Raw genomic sequence first — 19,455 nt, 5'->3', positions numbered from 1 at the left:
ATCAGCGAGACGACAACGCAGCCATCAACCTCGCGCGCTACGAGGCACCTTCGGGTGATAGCGCCGTCGGCCCAGTCAGGGCCGCCGTCAAGCGTGGAGCCGACCCTAAGACCGGGCCGCGCCCGGCAGGTGGCCGTGAAGCGCGAAAGGGAAGCCACCGCACGGTGGCCGAACAACCCCGAGACGGGGTGCTGGTGAGATGAGCACTACTGCTCACTCATCGGCAACGGTGTATGGCATGGCCTACCCCCCTCGGGGCACGCGGCTGAGGCCGTGCTCATCTACGGTGCTGCGGCCTACCTGGTGCGCACCTATGCCCACCCGGACAGTCGGGTCCGGACCCGGACCTTCTGGCTCGTCCTGCTGATCGCCGTCGGGGCTGTCGCGGTCTCCTTCTACCTCGGGTTCCACTGGCCCACCGACCTGGTCGGCGGGCTCCTGGCCGGGGGCCTGTTCCTTCGTCTGCTGGTCGAGGCCGACCGGGCTCTTGCCCGCCGCTCGACTCAGACCGGGTCGAGGGTCCCCAGGTCCTCGGCGTCGACGATGCGGTAGGCGTAGCCCTGCTCGGCGAGGAACCGCTGGCGGTGCGCGGCGAACTCGGCATCCACGGTGTCCCGGGCCACCACGGTGTAGAAGTGCGCGGTGCGGCCGTCACCCTTGGGGCGCAGCACCCGGCCGAGGCGCTGGGCCTCCTCCTGGCGGGAGCCGAAGGTGCCGGAGACCTGGATCGCGACGGAGGCCTCGGGCAGGTCGATCGAGAAGTTCGCGACCTTGCTGACCACGAGCAGGTTGATCTCGCCGGTCCGGAACGCGGCGAACAGCTTCTGCCGCTCGGCGACGGTCGTCTCGCCGGTGATCAGCGGCGCGTCGAGCCGCTCGGACAGGGTGTGCAGCTGCTCGAGGTACTGGCCGATGACCAGGGTCTGCTGACCCCGGTGCCGCTCGACGAGCTCGTCCACGACCTTGTCCTTGGCCGGCGCGCAGGAGGCGAACCGATACCGCTCGTCGGGCTCCGCCACGGCATACGCCATGCGCATCGAGTCCGACAGGGTGACCCGCACCTCAACACAGTCGGCGGGGGCGATGTAGCCCTGGGACTCGATGTCCTTCCACGGGGCGTCGTAGCGCTTGGGTCCGATGAGCGTGAAGACCTCGGACTCGCGGCCGTCCTCGCGCACCAGGGTCGCGGTCAGGCCGAGCCGGCGCCGGGCCTGCAGGTCGGCGGTCATCCGGAAGATCGGGGCCGGCAGCAGGTGCACCTCGTCATAGACGATCAGGCCCCAGTCGCGGGCGTCGAGCAGGTCGAGGTGCTTGTAGACCCCGCCCCGCTTGGTCGTCAGCACCTGGTAGGTCGCGATAGTGACGGGGCGGATCTCCTTGCGGGACCCGCTGTACTCACCGATCTCGTCCTCGGTCAGGGATGTCCGCGCGAGGAGCTCGTCGCGCCACTGCCGGGCCGAGACCGTGTTGGTGACCAGGATCAGCGTGGTGGTGCCGGACCTGGCCATCGCGCCGGCGCCCACCAGCGTCTTGCCTGCGCCACAGGGCAGCACAACGACACCGGAGCCGCCGGCCCAGAACCCGTCGACGGCCTGCTGCTGGTAGGGCCGCAGGGACCAGTCCTCCTGGAACAGGTCGATCGGGTGCTTCTCACCGTCGACGTAGCCGGCCAGGTCCTCCGCGGGCCAGCCGACCTTGATCAGCTCCTGCTTGAGGTGGCCCCGCTCCGAGGAGTGCACCACGACGGTGTCGGGGTCGAGCCGGTCCCCGGTCAGTGGCTTGATCTTCTTGTGTCGCAGGATCTCCTCGAGCACCGCGCGGTCCGTGGTGCGCAGCAGCAGCCGCCCGGGGTCGGTCGAGTCGTCCTTCTCCAGGGTCAGGCGGCCGTAGCGGTCCATCGTCTCGGCGATGTCCAGCAGCAGCGCGTTGGGCACCGGGTAGCGGCTGTGCGAGATCAGGGCGTCGACCACCTGCTCGGCGTCGTGCCCGGCGGCCCGGGCATTCCACAGCCCCAGTGGGGTGATCCGGTAGGTGTGCACGTGCTCGGGGGCGCGCTCGAGCTCGGCGAAGGGCGCGACCGCGCGCCGCGCCTCCTCGGCGGCGGGGTGGTCGACCTCGAGCAGCAGGGTCTTGTCGGACTGGACGATCAGTGGGCCATTCATCGTGAGGGCAACGGTATGCCGAGGTGCCGGCATTCCCGTCATGGCACCTGACCGGGGCGGCGTGGTCTGCAACGATGCCTGGGTGCAGGGAGCCCGGAAACGCCAGGAACGACGCCTGGTGACACTTGGCACGGTGCTGGTCGGGACGTTTGCGGTGTGGCGGGCCACAACAGGCGCCGACCTGGCCGACGGCACGCACGTGGTGGCTCTCGCGATGCGGATGGCGCAGGGCGAGGCTCCACTGTCGGATGAGATGAACCTGCAGTCGCTGGGTTCCTTGGCGGCGGTTCCGTTCACCTGGCTGTGGCTGCACACGGTCGGCGTGGAGGGCATCGTGCTGGCCTCGCGGCTGTTCTACCTCTTGCTTGCCGGTGGGGTGGGCTGGCTCGCCTACCGGGCCTTGCGCACCGGTGCTCCACCCGTCCTGGCCTTCGTCGCCGTCGTGTGCATGCTGCTGGCGACGCCGTACTCCCTGCTCGTGACCAGCTACAACTCCGGTCCCGTGCTGGGCCTGGGGCTGGCCACCTGCGCGGCTTTCGCGGCGCTCCAGCGGCGGAGCGGCCGCTGGGCCGCGCTCGCCGGAGTGGCCCTGGCCTGCACGGTGCTGTCCCACCCCGCGACCCTGCCCCCGGCGGCTCTGCTGGCCGTCGTCGCCCTGGTGCTCGCGGATCGGGGGCAGCCGGTGCGCGGACTGCTCACAGGTGGCCTGGGCACCTCGCTTCTGGTCGCCCTCCTCTTCCTGACCGGGCCGGGATTCGCCGCACTCGCCGAGACCGTGACCTACACGGTTGACTACCAGGCTGACCGCATCTCGCCGTGGGAACGGCTCTTGCGGTCCTTCGGGATGCACGCTGAGGGGCTGCTCGCCTGGCGCAACGTTCCGGCCCTGCTGCTTGCCGCGGTTGCCACAACGTCCAAGGTTCCGCTGCGGTGGCGAGTCACGGCTGCTGTGGCCGCTCCGGTAGCTCTCGCCGTGGCCGTGGTCTCGGCGGCCAACCACCGGGAGACCGGTGAGCTGTTGCTCGGTCCGGTCGCCTCGGCATACCTCGTCCTGGTCGCGGTGCTCCTCACCCCGGCGACGGTGCTGGCGATCCGGGACTCCGGTGACCTGCGCCTGCGGCGGCTGCTTGCGCTGACCCTGCCACCGGCAGCCCTGGGCGTGACGTCCCTGTCGATCGTGTCATCGGCCAGCGCCAAATGGGGTGTCGCGGCCGCCCAGTCCAGCCGCTCTGCGGCGTCGTAGTGCTGACGGCCCTGGTGCTGCTGGCCCGCCAGCGGGGCCGCGTGGCGGCGCTCGTCGCCGGTGGAGCAGTGCTGGTCTCGCTGCTCGGGGTCCACACCATGCGCACCTTCGGGGACGTTCAACCCTGGCGTCTGGAGACCCGCGTGGCGGACGGGCCGCTTGCCGGCCTGCTGACCCAGGAAGCCACCGCGCAGGAGGACTGTGAGCTGCGGGACGCTGTCGAGGGCTGGTTGGGTGCCGACGAGAGTGTCTTCTTCTGGGGAGCGTCGGCAGGCTACGCCTACTCGCAGGCACGGATGGACACCCATCTGCTCTGGGTCGCGGACTTCGGGGAGTCCAACCGGGTCGGTGCGGAGTGGATGACCCGGCACGACCGCTGGCCCGACGTCGCCTTCGTGCATGCCGGTGTTCTCGCAGCAGCTGGGGGCTGGGACGAGGTGGTCTCCCGCGACCCGATCCTTGCCGCACTCGACCGGGACTACGGCCCGCCGACCGAGGTGCCGGGCTATCTGGTCCTGCGTCGGGACGGGACGACACGGCCCAGCGACGCAGGCGCCGCCTGTGCTCACGCGGACTCGGAGGCGGCACGATGAGGGACATGGCACCGGCAACGAGCCCAGCCACCCTCGTGCTACTCGAGGGGCCCAGTGACGTCGCGGCGGTGTCCGCCGTCCTGGCGGCGAGGGGCGGAAGAGGCGAGCACTCCGCATACGAGCTGGTCGACCTGGGCGGGGTGACCAATGTCGGAGCCCAGTTGCGCCGGGCCGTCGACGCGCGGCCGGCACCCCGGGTCGTCGGGCTCTGCGACGCGGGGGAGGCGCGAGTGGTGCTGCGGGCGCTGCAACGGATCGGACGCACCCTCACCCAGCCGCAGGAGCTCCCCGGCGAGCACTTCTTCGTGTGCGACCGTGACCTGGAGGACGAGTTGATCCGCGCCCTCGGGCCGGACCGTTGCCTCGAGGTCCTGGCGGAGCAGGGGCTGGCCGGTCGGTTCGCGGCCTTCAGCCGCCAGCAGGCCTGGGAGGGACGTCCGCTGCTGGACCGGCTCCACCGGTTCTGCGGGATCGCCTCGGGGCGCAAGGTCCTGCTGGCCGGGGCCATGGCTGGGGCTCTGGCGCCCGGCGAGGCTCCCGCACCGATCGAGCAACTGGTTGACTGCCTGACAGTCGCGGACGCGGACGCCTGAGATGATGTCGCCATGACGACCAGGACGTTGCCGATGATCGAGCCGGCCCCCGGGTTCCCGGAGCAGGTCACGATCTATGAGGTCGGGCCGCGCGACGGGTTGCAGAACGAGAAGTCCGTGGTGCCGGTCGAGGTCAAGGCCGAGTTCGTGCGGAGGCTGGTCGCGGCTGGCCTGCAGACCGTGGAGCTCACCTCCTTCGTGCCTGCCACGTGGGTGCCCCAGCTCGGGGACGCCGAGGAGCTGCTGGACCTGCTGGGCCCCCTCGCCCTCGGGCAGCAGCGGCCGGTCCTGGTGCCGAACGAGCGGGGCATGAACCGTGCGCTGGAGAAAGGCGTCAAGGCGGTCGCGGTCTTCGGCAGTGCCACCGAGACCTTCGCCCGCAAGAACCTGAACCGGACGGTGGAGGAGTCCCTCGAGATGTTCGCGCCGGTCGTGCGCCGGGCGCTGGACTCCGGCGCCTGGGTGCGCGGTTATGTCTCGATGTGCTTCGGCGACCCGTGGGAGGGGCCGGTCCCGGTCGCCCAGGTCGTGGACGTCTGCTCGCGCCTGATGGACATGGGCTGTGACCAGCTTTCGCTCGGCGACACCATCGGGGTCGGGACCACCGGCCACGTGAGCCGGTTGCTCGATGCCCTGGATGATGCCGGCATCGGCGTCGACCAGATCGGGGTGCACTTCCACGACACCTACGGGCAGGCGCTGGCCAACACCGTGACTGCCCTGTCGCACGGTGTGCGTGTGGTGGACGCGAGCACCGGCGGCCTGGGCGGCTGCCCCTACGCCAAGTCGGCCACCGGCAATCTGGCCACCGAGGACCTGGTCTGGACCCTCGAGGGCCTGGGGATCGAGCACGGCACGGACCTCACCGCCCTCGTCGAGACCAGTGTGTGGATGGCCGAGCAGCTTGGTCGGCCCTCGCCCTCCCGGGTGGTCAAGGCGCTCGCCGGGAGCTGAGCCGCCTCAGGACTCCGGGTCGAGCCGCACCTGGTCTGAGCCGTCCGCGCTGTCCGGGTCATAGTCGAAGTCGTCTCCGGCCGACCCGGCGACGGCCTCGACGCTCTCGTTGCCAGCCGGGCTCGCCCCAAGATCGCCGCCCTCGACGTCGCCGAACTCCCCGCCGGTCTCGACGAGCAGTCCCTCGTCGGTGTCGTCGTCGAAGCCCGGGATGGAGGTGGTCAGGTCCACGGCCGGCGCCTGGGCCGCAGTCGCCTCGCCATCGGCGGTCGACTTGGTGTCGCCGATCTCGTCCTTCTTGTGGTTGGAGTTGAACAGGCCGCCTGCGATGCTCACGGTGTCTCGTCTCGTCGTCGGGTCGGTGTGCCTCGACGGTAACCCGCCACGCCGACTCAGGACCACTCTCAGCGAGCCAGTCGTGCCTCCAGCTGCGCCCGGACCCCAGGCCACTCATCGACCAGGATCGAGTAGACGGCTGAGTCCCGCCAACTGCCGTCGGCACGCTGCACATCGCGCCGGGTGATCCCCTCGAAGCTCGCTCCCAGCTTGCGGATCGCCGCCTGAGACCGCTGGTTGATCACGTCGGTCTGGATCTTGACCCGGCCGAACCCGCAGGTCTGGAACGCGTGCGTGAGCAGCAGCAGCTTGGCCTCCGGGTTGACGGTGCTGCCCCACCAGTGCGAGCCATAGAACGTCCAGCCCAGGTGCACGTGCTCGCGCTGCAGGTCGACATCGCCCAGAGAGCTGGTCCCCACGACGGTGCCCGCCGCCCCGAGCGGGCCGTCGTCGAGGAGCCGGATCGTGTAGGCCGTGCGCCCCGTCCCGTCCTCGGCCCGGGCCGCCACGGCATCGCCCACCACCTGACGGGTCTCCTCCAGACAGGTGTGGGGCCGGCCCATCGCAAAACCCTGCTCGTAGGCGGAGTGGTCGCCGTAGACGGCGTGGAGCCCCTCGGCGTCGCTCGCCACCGTCGGGTCACAGCGGAGAGTTCGCCCGATCAACGGGTCGCCGGTGGGCGGGATGCAGGTCATGTGGGACAGCGTAGGGATGGCGCTGCCCGGTCGCCGACCGCGCCACCGCCGGGCAGCGGGTGGCTGGCGGTGGTGGTTGTCGAGCACGAACCGCATACGGTGAGGGCAGTCACCGATCCGAAGGAGCATTGTGCGATGAAGTCTGGAGTCCGCCGCGAGTTCATGAACCCGGAGGTCCGCCCGCAGGACGACCTGTTCGAGCACGTCAACGGGGGGTGGCTCGCCAGCACGCAGATCCCGGCGGACAAGGGTCGCTACGGTGCCTTCGACGTGCTGCGAGAGAACGCCGAGGCCGACGTCCGGACCCTGATCGAGGAGAGCGCTGCGGCTGCCGCCGACGCGGAGCCGGGCAGTGCCGAGCGCAAGGTCGGTGACCTCTACGCCTCCTTCATGGACACCGAGCGCATCGCCGAGCTGGGCACCGCCCCGCTGGTGGCGGACCTGCGGGCCATCGCTGCGGTGACTGACCCGTCCGCGGTGGTCCGCGAGTCCGCGCGGCTGCAGCGCGGCGGGGTCGAGGCTCTGGTCTATCTGTTCGTGACCGCCGATGCCGGTAACCCCGATGAGTACGTCGGCTACCTGCAGCAGGGCGGCATCGGGCTGCCTGACGAGGCCTACTACACCGACGAGGAGCACGCCGACGCCCGCGAGGCCTACGTCGCCTACCTCGCCACTCTCCTGGACCTTGGCTCCCCGGCACTGGCAGAGGCCGGCCTCGAGCTGGGGCCCGACGCCGCCCAGCGGGTCTTCGACCTGGAGACCCGGATCGCCGCGGGTCACTGGGACCGGGTCACGGCGCGTGATGCCGTGAAGTCCTACACGCGGTGGTCGCAGGCGGAGCTCACCGAGGCCACACCCGGGTGGGACTGGCCGGCGTATGCGGAGGGGCTGGGCCTGCCCGCCGGGGCCCTGGACCACGTGGTCGCGCGGCAGCCGGACTTCCTCACGGCCATCTCGGAGGCACTGCGGGAGGTGTCGATCGCGGACTGGCGGGCCTGGCTGACGGTGCGCCTGCTGGACAGCAGCGCGAGCTATCTCACAGACGACTTCGTCGAGGCGTCCTTCGACTTCCACGGGCGCACGCTGACCGGCACGCCGGAGAACAAGGAGCGCTGGCGCCGTGGGGTCGCCCTGGTCGAGGAGCTGATCGGCGAGGAGGTCGGCAAGCTCTATGTGGAGCGGCACTACCCGCCGGAGGCCGGGCAGCGGATGGCCGGTCTGATCGAGAACCTCCTGGCCGCGTTCCGGGTCCGCATCGGCGAGCTGGAGTGGATGGGGGAGCAGACCCGCGCCAGGGCGCTGGAGAAACTGGCCGCCTTCCGACCCAAGATCGGTCACCCGTCGCGGTGGCGGGACTACTCCGCGTACACCGTGGCCTCCGACGACCTGCTGGGCAATGTCCGGCGCGGCAGCGCGGCCGAGGTCGACCACCAGGTGGCCCGGATCGGGGGGCCGATCGACCGCGAGGAGTGGATGATGACGCCCCAGACCGTCAACGCCTACTACCACCCGATGCTCAACGAGATCGTCTTCCCGGCCGCGATCCTGCAGCCGCCCTTCTTTGACGTGGAGGCTGACGACGCAGTCAACTACGGCGGGATCGGCGCGGTCATCGCCCACGAGGTCGGACACGGCTTCGATGACCAGGGGTCGCGCTACGCCGGTGACGGCTCGCTGACCGACTGGTGGTCCGAGACCGACCGGGCCGCGTTCGACGAGCGCGCCCAGCAGCTGATCGTCCAGTTCGACGACCTGGAGTCCCGGAACGCGCCGGGCGTCAAGGTCAACGGTGGCCTCACCGTCGGTGAGAACATCGGGGACCTGTGCGGCCTGGCGGTTTCTCAGCACGCCTACCGTCTCGCCACCGATGGGCAGGCCCCGGAGGTCGACGGGTGGACCGGTGACCAGCGCTTCTACATCGGATACGCCCAGGTCTGGCAGGGCAAAGCCCGGGAGGAGGAGGCCAAGCGGCTGCTGGCCATCGACCCGCACGCCCCGTCCGACCTGCGAGCCAACCTGGTGCGCAACGCCGACGGCTTCCACGAGGCCTTCGGGGTGAGCGAGGGCGACGGCATGTGGCTGGCGCCGCAGGACCGCGTCCGGATCTTCTGAGCGTGATGGTCCGCGACTCGTGTGGTGGGCGCCGGCGATGAACCCCTCCACTGCGCTGGCCACCGTCCTGGTCGATGAGCTGGTCCGGTGCGGCGTGCGCGAGGTCGTGCTCGCCCCCGGCTCCCGCTCTGCCCCGCTGGCCTATGCCGTGCAGGCGGCCGAGCGGGCCGGACGCCTCCGGCTCCACGTCCGCGTCGATGAGCGGTCGGCCGGGTTCCTGGCGCTCGGCCTGGCCAAGATCAGCCGCCGCCCGGCCGTGGTGATCACCACCTCCGGGACAGCCGTGGCCAACCTGCATCCCGCCGTGCTCGAGGCACACCACGCGGACGTGCCGCTCATCGTTCTCAGCGCGGACCGCCCGGACGAGCTGCGCGGCACCGGGGCCAACCAGACGACGGTGCAGCCGGGGATCTTCGGCGGCTCGGTCCGCTGGCAGCACGACCTCACCCATTTTTGGGGAGGATCGGACCGCTCCGCGCGCATTTTTGGGGAGGATCGGACCGCTCTCTCAGCGTGGCGCACGACCGCAGACCGTGCCTGGGCGGCCACCCTCGGAGCCCTCAACGCGCGGCCGGGACCGGTCCATCTCAATGTCGCCTTCCGCGACCCCCTCGCGCCGGACCTGTCGTCGTCGGATGACCTCGCGGTGTCGGCTGCCCTGCCCGAGCACGTGGCGGGCCGGCCCGGCGGTGCCCCGTGGACCGGTGTTCCCGGGAGCCCGTCGTGCAGCAGCAGCCCGTGCCCGGTCCTGCACGACAGGCCGGTGAGCGTGCCCGAGAGCGCTGGCCGCGCCACGCTCATGGTGCTCGGAGACCTGCCCACGCCGCACCTGGCGCAGGAGTCGCTCGCCGTCGCCGCGACACAGGGCTGGCCGGTGATCGCCGAGCCGTTCGGCGCCGGCGACCGCAGCACGGTGCTGCCGCACGGGTCGCTGCTGCTCACCGCGACCGACTGGCTCGACACGCACGCCCCCGAGCGGGTACTCGTCGTGGGGCGGTGCACCCTCAACCGGGAGACCGGTGCCCTGTTGCGCCGCAACGGCGTCCGGGTCGAGGCGGTCACGCCCTCCGGCACCTGGCCCGACCCGTCACACGTGGTGGCCCAGGTGCACTCGTGGAGTGCCCTCGCCGACGGGACGCTCGCGGGGCAGGACAGGCAGTGGGCTCAGGAGTGGACAGGGGCCGGAACCGCGCTCGCGATGACCGTCCGGCCAGTGCTGGACGCCTCGTGGCCCTCCGGTCCGGCGGTCGCGCGGGCGGTGCTCGAGGCGCAGGCCGATGACGACCTGCTCGTGCTGGGGTCCTCCAACACTGCCCGGGACGTCGACCGGGCGGGTCTCACCGGACGCTCCCTGCTGGTCACCGGTAACCGTGGCCTGGCCGGCATCGACGGCACCAACGCCACGGCGGTGGGGATCGCCTTGGCCGCGCCGGAGCGCCGTGTCACGGCCCTGCTGGGGGACCTGACCTTCCTGCACGACATCAACGGCCTGCTCATCGGCCCCGGCGAGCCGCGCCCCGACCTGACCATCGTGGTGGTCAACGACGACGGCGGCGGCATCTTCAACACCCTCGAGTACGGCGACCCTGACCGGGCCGGTGACTTCGAGCGGGTCTTCGGAACGCCAACGGGAGCCGACCTACAGGCGCTCGCCTCGGCATACGGGGCGGGGTGGGAGCGAGTCACCACCCCCGGCGCCCTCACCGCGGCACTCGCCGCCCGACCCCCCGGTGTCCGCGTGCTGGAGGTGCCGGTGCCCCGTGACGGTCACCGCGACCTGCGGGCGGCGCTCACCCAGGCCGCGGCGACCGCGCTCACCACCTGAACCTGGTGGTCTCACCAGGCGACACCAGTGGGCTCACCTCAGGTTGGTCCCGGGCTCAGGTGGCCGCGGCGACGCCGGAGATCCGGTGCAGCAGGAAGGTCCGCGGCGCGTCCTGGTCGGCCACCGTCCCGCGCACCCGCCCCTGCTCGACGGCGGTGGGCCGCAGCAGCAGCCGCTGGATCCCTCCGACCTCGTCGGCGTAGCCGATCCACACGGGCAGTCGCTCCGCTGCCGCCTCGCGCAGCAGTGAGGAGGTCACCACGGGGTCGGTCGGTGCCGGGAGGCCCTGGCCGTCGACCGGACGGTTGGACTCCCCGCTGATCATGGTGTCCACGATGCGCGCTGCGGTCTCGGCGTCGACTGTGCTCACCCGCGGTGGAGCCACTGGGCGACGGGCCGCCCGGTGGTCCTGCAGCGACACCAGCGTCAATCCGCCGTCCTCACCCTCGGGAACCGGGCCGTACTGACCCTCGCGCAGCACATCGAGCACGGTGGTGGCGGGGACCGGGCTGACGAGCACCGTGGGGGCGATCCGTCGCAGTTGCAACAGGCCGAGCGAGCGGTCGGCCAGCACCCGATCCAGAAGGGCGGCGTCATCGGAGCGCACATAGGAGCCGACCGATCCGACCCGGGCTACCCCGTGGCGCCGGGCGACGTCCCGCACGAGGTACTCCAACGGTTGGGGCACACCGGTCCGACTCACGGCCGAGACCTCACTGAGCACCCGGTCCGCCGACCAGCCCAGATCGAGCGCGCGCCGGATGCCCGCCTCGGTGATCCGGTGCACCGTGGCGCCTCCGCGGGACTCGACCTCACCCAGCAGACGCATCACCGACCGCGCGGGACCGTCCAGTCGCCCGGGGGCGACGGCGGTCAGATCCGCCTGGACGAGGACGTGCTCGACCGCCTCCGGGACGTGGGCGTCCATCAGCTGACCCGCGGTAGCCGTGTCGCCGGCGAGGAGGCTGCGCGCCGAGGTCGCCAACGCTCCCCGCCCGGTCAGGCCGGCCCACTCGGCCTCCCGCACCACGGTGTCGATCCCGGGGTCGCTCGAACGGCTCAACCGGATGGGATGGCGCCAGCGGAGCAGCTCCAGGAGCGAGGTGGTCGACGGGGTGGTGCCCGGTGGCAGCGCGGCGAGTGCTGCCAGCACGTCGTGCCGACGCTGGCGGCCGAAGGGCCAGGACGTCTGGGTGCTGAGTGCGTTCACCTTGCCGGTGTTCCCCCTGCCGTCGGGTGACCCGACGAGCGAGGGCGCAGCGGCCATGGCATGCCAGGCGGAGGCCAGCACCGCCCACCGCTCGCCGGCCGGTAGCTCGGCCCAGTCGTCGGACTCGCCGGTCGGCATCCAGGACGGGTCGGCAGACTCGTCCGAGGCGACCAAGCCAGCAGCGTGCAGCACCTCCACGAGCCAGGCGGCCTCGAGGGTGGTCGCTTCCAGCAGGGTGGCCGTCCGCGACAGGTCGCGCACGGCGAGCCCCCCTGTGCGCAGCACCCGGGGTGGTCGTGTGCCCCACTCATCCAGCAGTTCAGCCACCTGCTCGAGCACCTGTGCCGCGCGGCCACCCGCCGTTGCGTCGACCAGGTCCGGGTCGAGCAGGGGGTCGTCCGAGTCCGGCGGAGTGAGCGCCGGGTCCCGGTGCACGCGCCCCTCCCGCAGCTGCAGGGCGACCTGGCGGGGGAGCAGCACATGGCTCTCGTCGGTGCGGCGCAGCAACCGCCGGGCGATCAGGTGCTCACCGGCCTCGTGCATCGCCCGGTCTCCGCTGCCTCCGGCGGGGAGCACCCCGACCGGGGGGCCCCAGGTGAGTGCATCCACGATGGCGCGCTCCCGGCGGTCCAGGGCCGCCAGTGCGGTGCTCAGTTCCTGCCCGGTCGGAGCGTCCTCGGTCTCCGGACCCAGTCCTGCCGGCGCACCGATCACCTCCTGCACGGTCCGGGCGGCGCGGTAGCCCTCCGGGCTGCGCCAGCACAGGGCCAGGTCACAGAGCCGGTCCACCACCTCGGCCACGCGGGGCGATCGCCTGGGCTCTCCCAACGCCGCTGCAATGGCACCGACCTGTGCGGCACCCAGGACGCAGACCACCTCCAGCGTCTGCAGGTGAGCCAGGTCGAGCCCGTCCAGCGCACGCTGCACGCTCGCCCGGGTCGTCGCCCGCGCAGCCAGGGTGGTCAGGTCTGCCGGGGTCGGACGGGCCAGGTCGGGACGCTCGACCAGCAGCGCGACGAGCTCCTCGGAGGAGCGCTCGCGCAGGTCGTCGGCGAGGCTCCGGGCACGGATGGGCACCCGACTACGGTAACCGCGCGATGAGGGCCACTCCCCATCAGCGGTCGTGCCAGGGGGCGTCGCGCAGCCGGTTCCGCACGACGCCTCCGGCGTGTCGTGCACGGTGCGGGCATCGTTGCGGCGTGTCCTGGGTCAGGACGCCAGGTCGGCAGCACGTGATCGGCACCAGCTCGGTGCGACGTCGGGCAGACACGTAGCCGGGCCGACGCTCGGCGCTGCAGAAACAGCTCGGCGCAGCCAGGCCCGGCCCAGCCCGCTCTCTCGCCGGCCTCGAGCTCAGAAGCGGGAGGAGCTGCCCGCGCCGCTGAAGCTCCCGCCGCTGCTGTAGCCGGAGGTGGACCCGCCCGAGGAGGCTGAGGACCGTGCGCTCTGCACCTGCTCGGTGCCGCTGTGATAGCCCGTGTTGAACGAGTTGATCGTGATCCAGGTCCAGGCGTGGTCGGTCGTGCTGAGGATCGTCGGCTCGGAGCGGACCCGCCCGTCGCGCATCGCGTCCCGCATCGTCTCCCGCTCGCTCTCGTCCTCGCCGTAGGCCCGGGCCACCGCGCCCGCCAGGGTGTCCAGGTGGCCGCTCAGGTCGTCCCGCATCGTGCGCAGGGCGTCCAGCGCGTCATCGGGGTGGGTCGACCCGCTCTCCAGCCCGCCGCGCAACTGGTCGAGGTCGGCGAGGGCCTGCGAGGCGAACTCCCGCAGCGGCTGGGCCTCGTCCAGCCCGCGCACCTCCTCGTCCAGCGTGGAGGCCAGCAGGCTGTCGACGCCCTCCAGGTCATCACGCAGCGAGGAGACCTGACGCTCCCAGGCCTGCGGCCAGGCGCGGTCCAGGTTGAGCAGGGCGGCGCTGTCGGCGATGACGTCGTCGAGCTGATCCAACTCCTCACCCGCCTCCTGGTAGGTGGTGAGTGTCTTCAGGGCCTCTGTGCTGTCATACCGGCTCTCGGGGATGCCGCGCGCCTGGTTGCCCAGCTCGGTCAGCTCACGGAACGACTGCGTGTACTCCTCGTAGCGGCCCAGCATCGCGCCGCCGTAGCGGGACTGCTCGGGAATCAGGTTGGCGTGCACCTGAGTGTCCTCGTAGTCCCGCACGACATTGGCCATCGCCTCGTCGCCCGCGGCGCGGGCAGCCCGGCTCTTGTTCCGGCGCCGGGTCCCGACAAAGAGGTAGGCGCCCGATCCCGCCAGGGTCGCTACCGAGAGACCGGTGCCGGCGGCGATGCCCCCACCGGAGCGCGCGACGGGTTGGTTCATCCTCTCCGCCGCGGCCTCGATCCCGGCGATCGAGCCCTCGGTCCACCGCCCGCGACGGAAGTCGTCCTTGGTGGCCTCCTGGATGTCGGCCTGGGTGTCCTCGTTGACGGCGCGGTTCTCGCCGAAATAGGTGCCGACCAACCGTCCCTCGGGGTCCACGCCCAGGATGAACAGGTCGTCGGCCCACTGTTGCTCGTTGTCGCTGAGCCAGTCGGTGCGCATGGTCCGCGCAAACTCCAGCGTCGCGTTGTTGAGGGCGTAGTCGTCCGTGAGGGCCTCGGACCCGCCGCGGTGGGTGAAGACCGCCACGGTGGTGGGCTCGTGGAAGCTCATCTCAGCGACCGCAGACTCCACCTCGGGGGCATAGAGGATCGCGGCGGTGTCCTCGACCTGCAGCTCGGCCCCCGGGTGATCAGGAGCCTGACTGACGAACAGGCCTACGCTTGCCCCGACGACGCCGAGACTGGCCAGGCCCCCGATGAGGGCACGTTGACGAACCGACATGACAGATCTCCTCCCTTGCCCGAATCCCGGGCGCCTGTCAGACGGCCACCTGGTCGGGATGGTTCCACGCTAGCGCCCGCCCGCCGGCGCAGTCGGTCGCCTCAGAAACCGATGGCCGCGATGGGCTCGATATCCCCGCGCATCGCGCGGGACAGCTCTGCAACGGCTCCCGTATGCAGCTCGGTCACCACGCCTGCCGCCGCCTGGGCGGCGATGGGCCGGGACCCGAGGTAGGCCGCCCCCAGGGCAGCCACCGGAAGGCGGAGGTCGGGCTCGTCGTCGGTTGGCAGACAGCGGCCCACCCCGTCCTCTCCCGCGGTGAGCCGCCAACGCCGTTCATTCCACGGGCAGACCGGGTCCACGACATCCAGCACTACATCCACGGGACCTGCATAGCCGCGGGCGGTGAGGGCCTTGTCCACGTCCACCAGACGGACCCACAACGAGTCACTGGCCCGCAGCCCGACCTGGCGGGGTCCTCCGGCCCACCAGTGCAGCGGGTCGTCGGTGCCCCGACCGGAGAAGCTGACGGTGGAGGTCAGGTCGAAGTCGACCAGGCGTCGTGCGAGGGCCAGGAGGGAAGCGGCGTCGACGGCCCCGATCTCGCGCACCCGCACCTTGCCGCTGGGCAGGTTGTCCTCGCCCCAGTGGGACTCCCGTCGGAACAGGGCATACCCGGTGACCCCATCCTCACGCGTGGCAAACATCGCCTGCAGTGGCTCCTTGCTGCCTCGGGCGGTGGGGTGGTCGCGGAACCAGACCTGGGCCATCGACGCGGTGCGCGTGACGGCCCCGAGGGTGTGTTCGGCGGAGGCCAGGTGTGCCTGCTGGATGACCTCCATCGCCTCGGGGGTGCCAGCGGGGACGATGTGTGTGCTGACCTGCTGCGCAGCCTGATCGAGCTCCTCGCCAGCCTCGAACTCGGTCCCGCGACCGACGGTGAGCGTGACATCGAGGGAGGCCGTGCCGTAGCCGAAACGCCCATAGATCCCCGGCTCCGCCGCCTGCAGCCCGGCGACCGCCTCACCGTTGTCGTGTGCGGTGTGCAGGTGCTCGGTCATCATCTGACGCAGGATGCCGCGACGTCGCATGTCGGGGTGCACCCCGACCCACGTCAGCCCGTTCATCGGCAGCCGCGTCAGGGTCCCCAGAGGGCCAGGGGCGGTCACCGCCATCGCCCACGAGGCGTACATACCGGCCAGGGGTCTCGCCGCGGCTGCAGCGGCACCGGGCCTGGCCTCGGAGGCGAGGAGCTCGGCACCTCGGGTGCGCTCGAAGTCGAGCTCGGCCAGGTTGTCCTCGGTGCTCACGCCCTGCGCGATCTCGAACCAGACCAGGTGCTCCAGGGTCATGATGCGCTCGGCATCGCCGGGGCCGAGTCCGATCAGTCGCGTCGTCGGTGTGGAGCGGTCGTCGGCAACCGGCGTGGAGCGGTCGTCGGCAACCGGGGTGGAGCGTTCGCCGGCAACCGGTGCGGGCATCTCAGAGTTCTCGTGATTCACTCAGCCAGTCTCCCGTCCGGGGCGCGCGCGAGCCAATGGTTTGTCGAGACGAGTCGATGCTGCGCCACCGGTGGAGCACGGACCCCACGAGCACGCAGGTCGCACGAAGGAGGACGCGATGCAGGACACCACCGCGGGCGTGCGCACGGCAGTGCGCGGTGGCTCCCCGGGGGCCGTTGCCCTGGTCTTTGCGGCGTCCGGCTTCGTCATGGCACAGACCCTGGCGCGGGTCCCCGCCCTGCGGGACCATGTCGGTGCGTCCGAGGCTGAGCTCGGTCTGGCCCTCGTCGGGGGCGGGATCGGCTCGCTGCTGGCCATGCCGCATACGGCCCGGTTGATCGACCGCTTCGGCAACCGGCGCGTCACCGCAGTAGCCCTGGTGCTCGGCAGCCTGGGCTGGGGCAGCGTGGGGTTCGCCCCGAATGTCTGGGTCCTCGCCGGCCTCCTCATCCTGGCCGGAGCTCCGGTCGGCGTCTGGGACGTCTCGATGAACATCCAGGGCACCCGTGTCGAGCAACAGCGCTCGCGGACCCTGATGCCCTATCTGCACGCCGCCTTCTCGGCGGGTGCCGTGCTGGGAGCCAGCCTGGGGGCGCTCGCAGCCTGGCAGGGCGTCGGCCTGATGCAGGTGCCCCTCGGCGGGGTCCTCGGGCTGCTGGTGGGACTGGCCGCGGTGCGGCACTTCATCCCGGCCGACCCGCCCGACGACGACCTCCAGCAGCGAGATGACCAGCGGCAGCCGGGTGCTCAACCACGCCGTGGAGTCCGAGACATCACGGGTGCCGAGCTGCTCATCGGCCTGGTGTGCCTGGCCGCGGCGCTCGCTGAGGGAGCGGCCAACGACTGGCTCGCCCTGCTGCTGGTGGACGTGCACCAGGCCCCACCGGGTTTCGGTGCCCTGGCGTTCACCGCGTTCAACGTCACCATGCTGATCGGCCGGCTGCTCGGCGGCCCGGCAACCACGCGCTGGGGCCGGGCACACCTCGCCCGCGTCGGCGGGGTCCTTGCGGGGACCGGCATCCTGCTGATCACCCTGGTGCCCTCCCTGGAGGTCGCGCTGATCGCCGCCCTCATGTGGGGCCTGGGCATCTCGACCGTCTTCCCGGCCGCCATCTCGGCGGCGGGGGAGATCCCGGGGCGTGGCAACAAGGCGATCGGTGTGGTCAGCACCATCGCGTACGGCGCGTTCCTGTTCGGAGCACCCACCATCGGTCTGCTGGCCGAGGTGTTCGGCCTGGACCGAGCGCTCTGGCTCGTGGTCGGCTTCCTGGTGCTGCTGGTCGTGCTGGCCGGCAACCTGCGGAGCCGCGTGTCCACGTAGTCGTGTCCGCGTAGTCCTGTCCTCATAGTCCAGGTGCACGAGGGCATCGTCAGAAGAAACGGCCGGATCTTTCGCGTGGGGCCGACGAGCGTTCAGAGCCGGGCGGCCTTGGCCCGCAGCACCTCCGCCTCGCGCTCGTTGCGGGCCAGACCCGCGGCCGTCACCAGCTCGGAGCGGGCCTCCTCGGTGCGGCCGAGCTGGGCCAGCAGCTCGCCGCGGACGCTCGGCAGCAGGTGGGAGCCGCGCAGCTGTCCGGCGCAGGAGAGCCGGTCAACGATCCGCAGCGCCGACGCCGGGCCGGTGGCCATGGACACCGCGACGGCCCGGTTGAGCTCCACCACGGGGCTGGGCGCGACCCGACCCAGCGCCTCATAGAGCAGCACGATGCGGTCCCAGTCGGTCTCCTCCACACTGCGAGCGACGGCGTGGCACTCGGCGATCGCGGCCTGCAGGGCATAGCTCGCCCGGCCGCGGCCGACCTCGTCGGCCAGCGCCAGTGCTGCCTGACCACGTCGGATCTGCGCGCGGTCCCAGCGGGAGCGGTCCTGGTCGGCCAGCAGCACCGGGCTGCCGTCGCCAGCGGTCCGGGCACCGAACCGGGACGCCTGGAACTCCATCAGCGCCACCAGCCCGTGCACCTCGGGCTCGCGGGGCAGCAACCTCGCCAGCACCCGGCCGAGCCGCAGCGCCTCGAGCGCCAGGTCCGGCCGGATCCAGCGTTCCCCGGACGTGGCGGCATACCCCTCGGTGAAGACGGCATAGACCACGCCCAGCACCCCACTCAACCGAGCGCTCCACTCGGCGGGTTCCGGGGCCTGGAAGGGCACGCGGGAGGCGGCCAGGGTCTTCTTGGCCCGCGTGATCCGCGCCTGCACGGTCGGCACCGGGACCAGCATGATCCGGGCGATCTCCTCGGTGGTCAGGCCGCTGACCACCCGCAGTGTGAGGCAGACCTGCGCCTCCCGCGACAGGACCGGGTGGCAGGCGGTGAAGACCAGCCGCAGGACATCGTCCTCGATGGGCTGCCACTCGTCCTCGGTCGTCTCGGACAGCTCGTGGGCCATCGTGCGATAGCGCTCCCGGAGACGGTCCTGGCGCCGCCAGGTGTCGATCGCCCGGCGCTTGGCCACCGCCGTGAGCCAGGCGCCCGCGTTGCGCGGGACGCCCGACTCGGGCCACTGGGTCAGCGCGTCGGCGACCGCCTCCTGGGCCAGGTCCTCGGCGAGCCCGAGGTCACCGGTCACCCTGGCGAGGGTGGCCACGACCTGGGCTCCCTCGATGCGCCAGACCGCCTCGACGGTCCCCTGGATGTCAGTCATCAGCCGGTATGCCGTGCGCTGGCTCGGGAGGTCCGGTTCACTCCGCGGCGCGTGCCTCGAGCTCCTGGCGCCAGCCCTTCTCCTTCTGCACGTACTCGTTGTCGGCGAACTCGTCGAAGTCGCTGTCGTCGTGCACCCGACGCACCTCCAGCTTGCTGCCGGGTCCGAGCGGGCAGCGGCTGGCCCACTGGGCCGCCTCGTCCTTGCTGGCGACCTCCAGGATCCAGAACCCGTTGAACAGCTCGTGTGTCTCGCCATAGGGTCCGTCGGTCACGATCGGGGTCTCGGCGTCGAAGTCGACGACGAAGCCCTCCTCCGCGTCGGTCAGCCCCTCCCCCGCCAGCAGGACGCCGGCGTTCATCAGGGACTCGTTGTAGGCACCCATGGCGTTGAGGATCTCCTCGAAGTCCATCTCCTTGGACGCCTCGACAGCCTCCTGGGTGGACCGCATGATCAGCATGTACTTCATCGTCCTGCTCCTTGTGGTTGCGGGGGCCGCGGTGTGCGTCCCTCTGCCTACCCGTCGAACGGCGCAATGCTGGATCGACACGTCCATCAAAGTTTTTTCTGCCGGCGCTGTCCACCGGGGCGGGAGCAGGGCTAGTCGGTCGGGACTCCGCCGGTGCAGCTCTGGGTGGTGCCCTCCGGACGCTCCTATGGTCTGTCAAGCGGTTGGCTGGGCCGGCCTGTGCTCGAGGAGTCGGTAGAGGTCTCGGGCGACGTAGCGTTTCAGGCAGCGTTTGATCTCGCGCGATGTCTTGCCT

General features: G+C 71.4%; 16 protein-coding genes. 8 read left to right on the top strand and 8 right to left on the bottom strand.

All coding sequences use genetic code 11. The features are described from left to right. Positions 1 to 219: 219 nt before the first annotated feature. The gene (locus DPQ65_RS01355; protein WP_114905600.1) at positions 220 to 552 is read left to right on the top strand and encodes a phosphatase PAP2 family protein; all 333 of its coding nucleotides are present in this window, start codon (positions 220 to 222) and stop codon (positions 550 to 552) included. Here DPQ65_RS01355 and DPQ65_RS01350 read toward each other — a convergent pair. Further along, positions 504 to 2,162, bottom strand: a complete 1,659-nt coding sequence (locus tag DPQ65_RS01350) for a DNA repair helicase XPB (protein WP_114905603.1) — start codon at positions 2,160 to 2,162, stop codon at positions 504 to 506. The two genes, DPQ65_RS01355 and DPQ65_RS01350, sit on opposite strands and share 49 nt — an antisense overlap. A gap of 40 nt (positions 2,163 to 2,202) precedes the next feature. On the opposite strand from DPQ65_RS01350, the gene DPQ65_RS01345 reads away from it, so the two are divergent. From DPQ65_RS01345 to DPQ65_RS01330, 4 genes are read left to right on the top strand one after another with little or no spacing between them, the layout of a single operon-like run. Then, positions 2,203 to 3,405 carry a hypothetical protein gene (locus tag DPQ65_RS01345; protein WP_114905599.1) on the top strand — a complete coding sequence of 401 codons (1,203 nt, stop codon included), beginning with the start codon at positions 2,203 to 2,205 and terminating at the stop codon, positions 3,403 to 3,405. Next, a complete protein-coding gene (locus DPQ65_RS01340) occupies positions 3,405 to 3,998 on the top strand; it encodes a hypothetical protein (protein ID WP_114905598.1) in 594 nt (197 codons plus the stop codon). The genes DPQ65_RS01345 and DPQ65_RS01340 overlap by 1 nt, the downstream gene beginning before the upstream one ends. Positions 3,999 to 4,003: 5 nt before the next feature. After that, positions 4,004 to 4,591 carry a hypothetical protein gene (locus DPQ65_RS01335; RefSeq protein WP_238146607.1) on the top strand — a complete coding sequence of 196 codons (588 nt, stop codon included), beginning with the start codon at positions 4,004 to 4,006 and terminating at the stop codon, positions 4,589 to 4,591. A gap of 12 nt (positions 4,592 to 4,603) precedes the next feature. Further along, the gene (locus tag DPQ65_RS01330) at positions 4,604 to 5,545 is read left to right on the top strand and encodes a hydroxymethylglutaryl-CoA lyase (protein WP_114905596.1); all 942 of its coding nucleotides are present in this window, start codon (positions 4,604 to 4,606) and stop codon (positions 5,543 to 5,545) included. Between the two features lie 6 nt (positions 5,546 to 5,551). On the opposite strand, the gene DPQ65_RS01325 is transcribed toward DPQ65_RS01330, so the two are convergent. Both DPQ65_RS01325 and DPQ65_RS01320 read right to left on the bottom strand, forming a co-directional pair. After that, the gene (locus tag DPQ65_RS01325; RefSeq protein ID WP_114905595.1) at positions 5,552 to 5,881 is read right to left on the bottom strand and encodes a hypothetical protein; all 330 of its coding nucleotides are present in this window, start codon (positions 5,879 to 5,881) and stop codon (positions 5,552 to 5,554) included. 68 nt (positions 5,882 to 5,949) lie between these two features. Continuing rightward, positions 5,950 to 6,576, bottom strand: a complete 627-nt coding sequence (locus tag DPQ65_RS01320; RefSeq protein WP_114905602.1) for a GNAT family N-acetyltransferase — start codon at positions 6,574 to 6,576, stop codon at positions 5,950 to 5,952. A gap of 135 nt (positions 6,577 to 6,711) precedes the next feature. On the opposite strand from DPQ65_RS01320, the gene DPQ65_RS01315 reads away from it, so the two are divergent. Both DPQ65_RS01315 and menD read left to right on the top strand, forming a co-directional pair. Then, positions 6,712 to 8,688: a M13 family metallopeptidase gene (locus DPQ65_RS01315; protein WP_114905594.1), complete on the top strand. Its 1,977-nt coding sequence runs from the start codon at positions 6,712 to 6,714 to the stop codon at positions 8,686 to 8,688. A 37-nt stretch (positions 8,689 to 8,725) separates the two neighbouring features. After that, on the top strand, positions 8,726 to 10,513 hold the full coding sequence (gene menD / locus DPQ65_RS01310; RefSeq protein WP_114905593.1) for a 2-succinyl-5-enolpyruvyl-6-hydroxy-3-cyclohexene-1-carboxylic-acid synthase: 1,788 nt from the start codon (positions 8,726 to 8,728) through the stop codon (positions 10,511 to 10,513). Between the two features lie 55 nt (positions 10,514 to 10,568). Here menD and DPQ65_RS01305 read toward each other — a convergent pair whose 3' ends face one another. The 3 genes from DPQ65_RS01305 to DPQ65_RS01295 all read right to left on the bottom strand — a co-directional run bounded on the left by DPQ65_RS01305 (position 10,569) and on the right by DPQ65_RS01295 (position 16,051). Further along, positions 10,569 to 12,800 carry a helicase-associated domain-containing protein gene (locus DPQ65_RS01305; RefSeq protein ID WP_114905592.1) on the bottom strand — a complete coding sequence of 744 codons (2,232 nt, stop codon included), beginning with the start codon at positions 12,798 to 12,800 and terminating at the stop codon, positions 10,569 to 10,571. Positions 12,801 to 13,076: 276 nt separating this feature from the next. Then, entirely contained in the window at positions 13,077 to 14,549 is a 1,473-nt protein-coding gene (locus DPQ65_RS01300) for a DUF5129 domain-containing protein (protein ID WP_114905591.1), read from the bottom strand. 101 nt (positions 14,550 to 14,650) lie between these two features. Beyond that, positions 14,651 to 16,051: a GNAT family N-acetyltransferase gene (locus DPQ65_RS01295; RefSeq protein ID WP_162801952.1), complete on the bottom strand. Its 1,401-nt coding sequence runs from the start codon at positions 16,049 to 16,051 to the stop codon at positions 14,651 to 14,653. A gap of 118 nt (positions 16,052 to 16,169) precedes the next feature. On the opposite strand from DPQ65_RS01295, the gene DPQ65_RS01290 reads away from it, so the two are divergent. Then, positions 16,170 to 17,372 carry an MFS transporter gene (locus tag DPQ65_RS01290; protein WP_162801951.1) on the top strand — a complete coding sequence of 401 codons (1,203 nt, stop codon included), beginning with the start codon at positions 16,170 to 16,172 and terminating at the stop codon, positions 17,370 to 17,372. A gap of 92 nt (positions 17,373 to 17,464) precedes the next feature. On the opposite strand, the gene DPQ65_RS01285 is transcribed toward DPQ65_RS01290, so the two are convergent. Together DPQ65_RS01285 and DPQ65_RS01280 are read right to left on the bottom strand one after the other, a co-directional pair. Then, positions 17,465 to 18,691 (bottom strand): RNA polymerase sigma factor, encoded by a 1,227-nt coding sequence (locus DPQ65_RS01285; protein WP_114905588.1) that lies wholly within the window; start codon positions 18,689 to 18,691, stop codon positions 17,465 to 17,467. Positions 18,692 to 18,728: 37 nt separating this feature from the next. Beyond that, on the bottom strand, positions 18,729 to 19,160 hold the full coding sequence (locus tag DPQ65_RS01280) for a YciI family protein (RefSeq protein ID WP_114905587.1): 432 nt from the start codon (positions 19,158 to 19,160) through the stop codon (positions 18,729 to 18,731). Positions 19,161 to 19,455: the final 295 nt, after the last annotated feature.

This window comes from Ornithinimicrobium murale, from assembly GCF_003352835.1.
Taxonomy (GTDB): domain Bacteria; phylum Actinomycetota; class Actinomycetes; order Actinomycetales; family Dermatophilaceae; genus Ornithinicoccus; species Ornithinicoccus muralis.
Note: the sequence above shows the minus strand (reverse complement) of the source record. Positions and strands in the feature narration are given on the sequence as shown.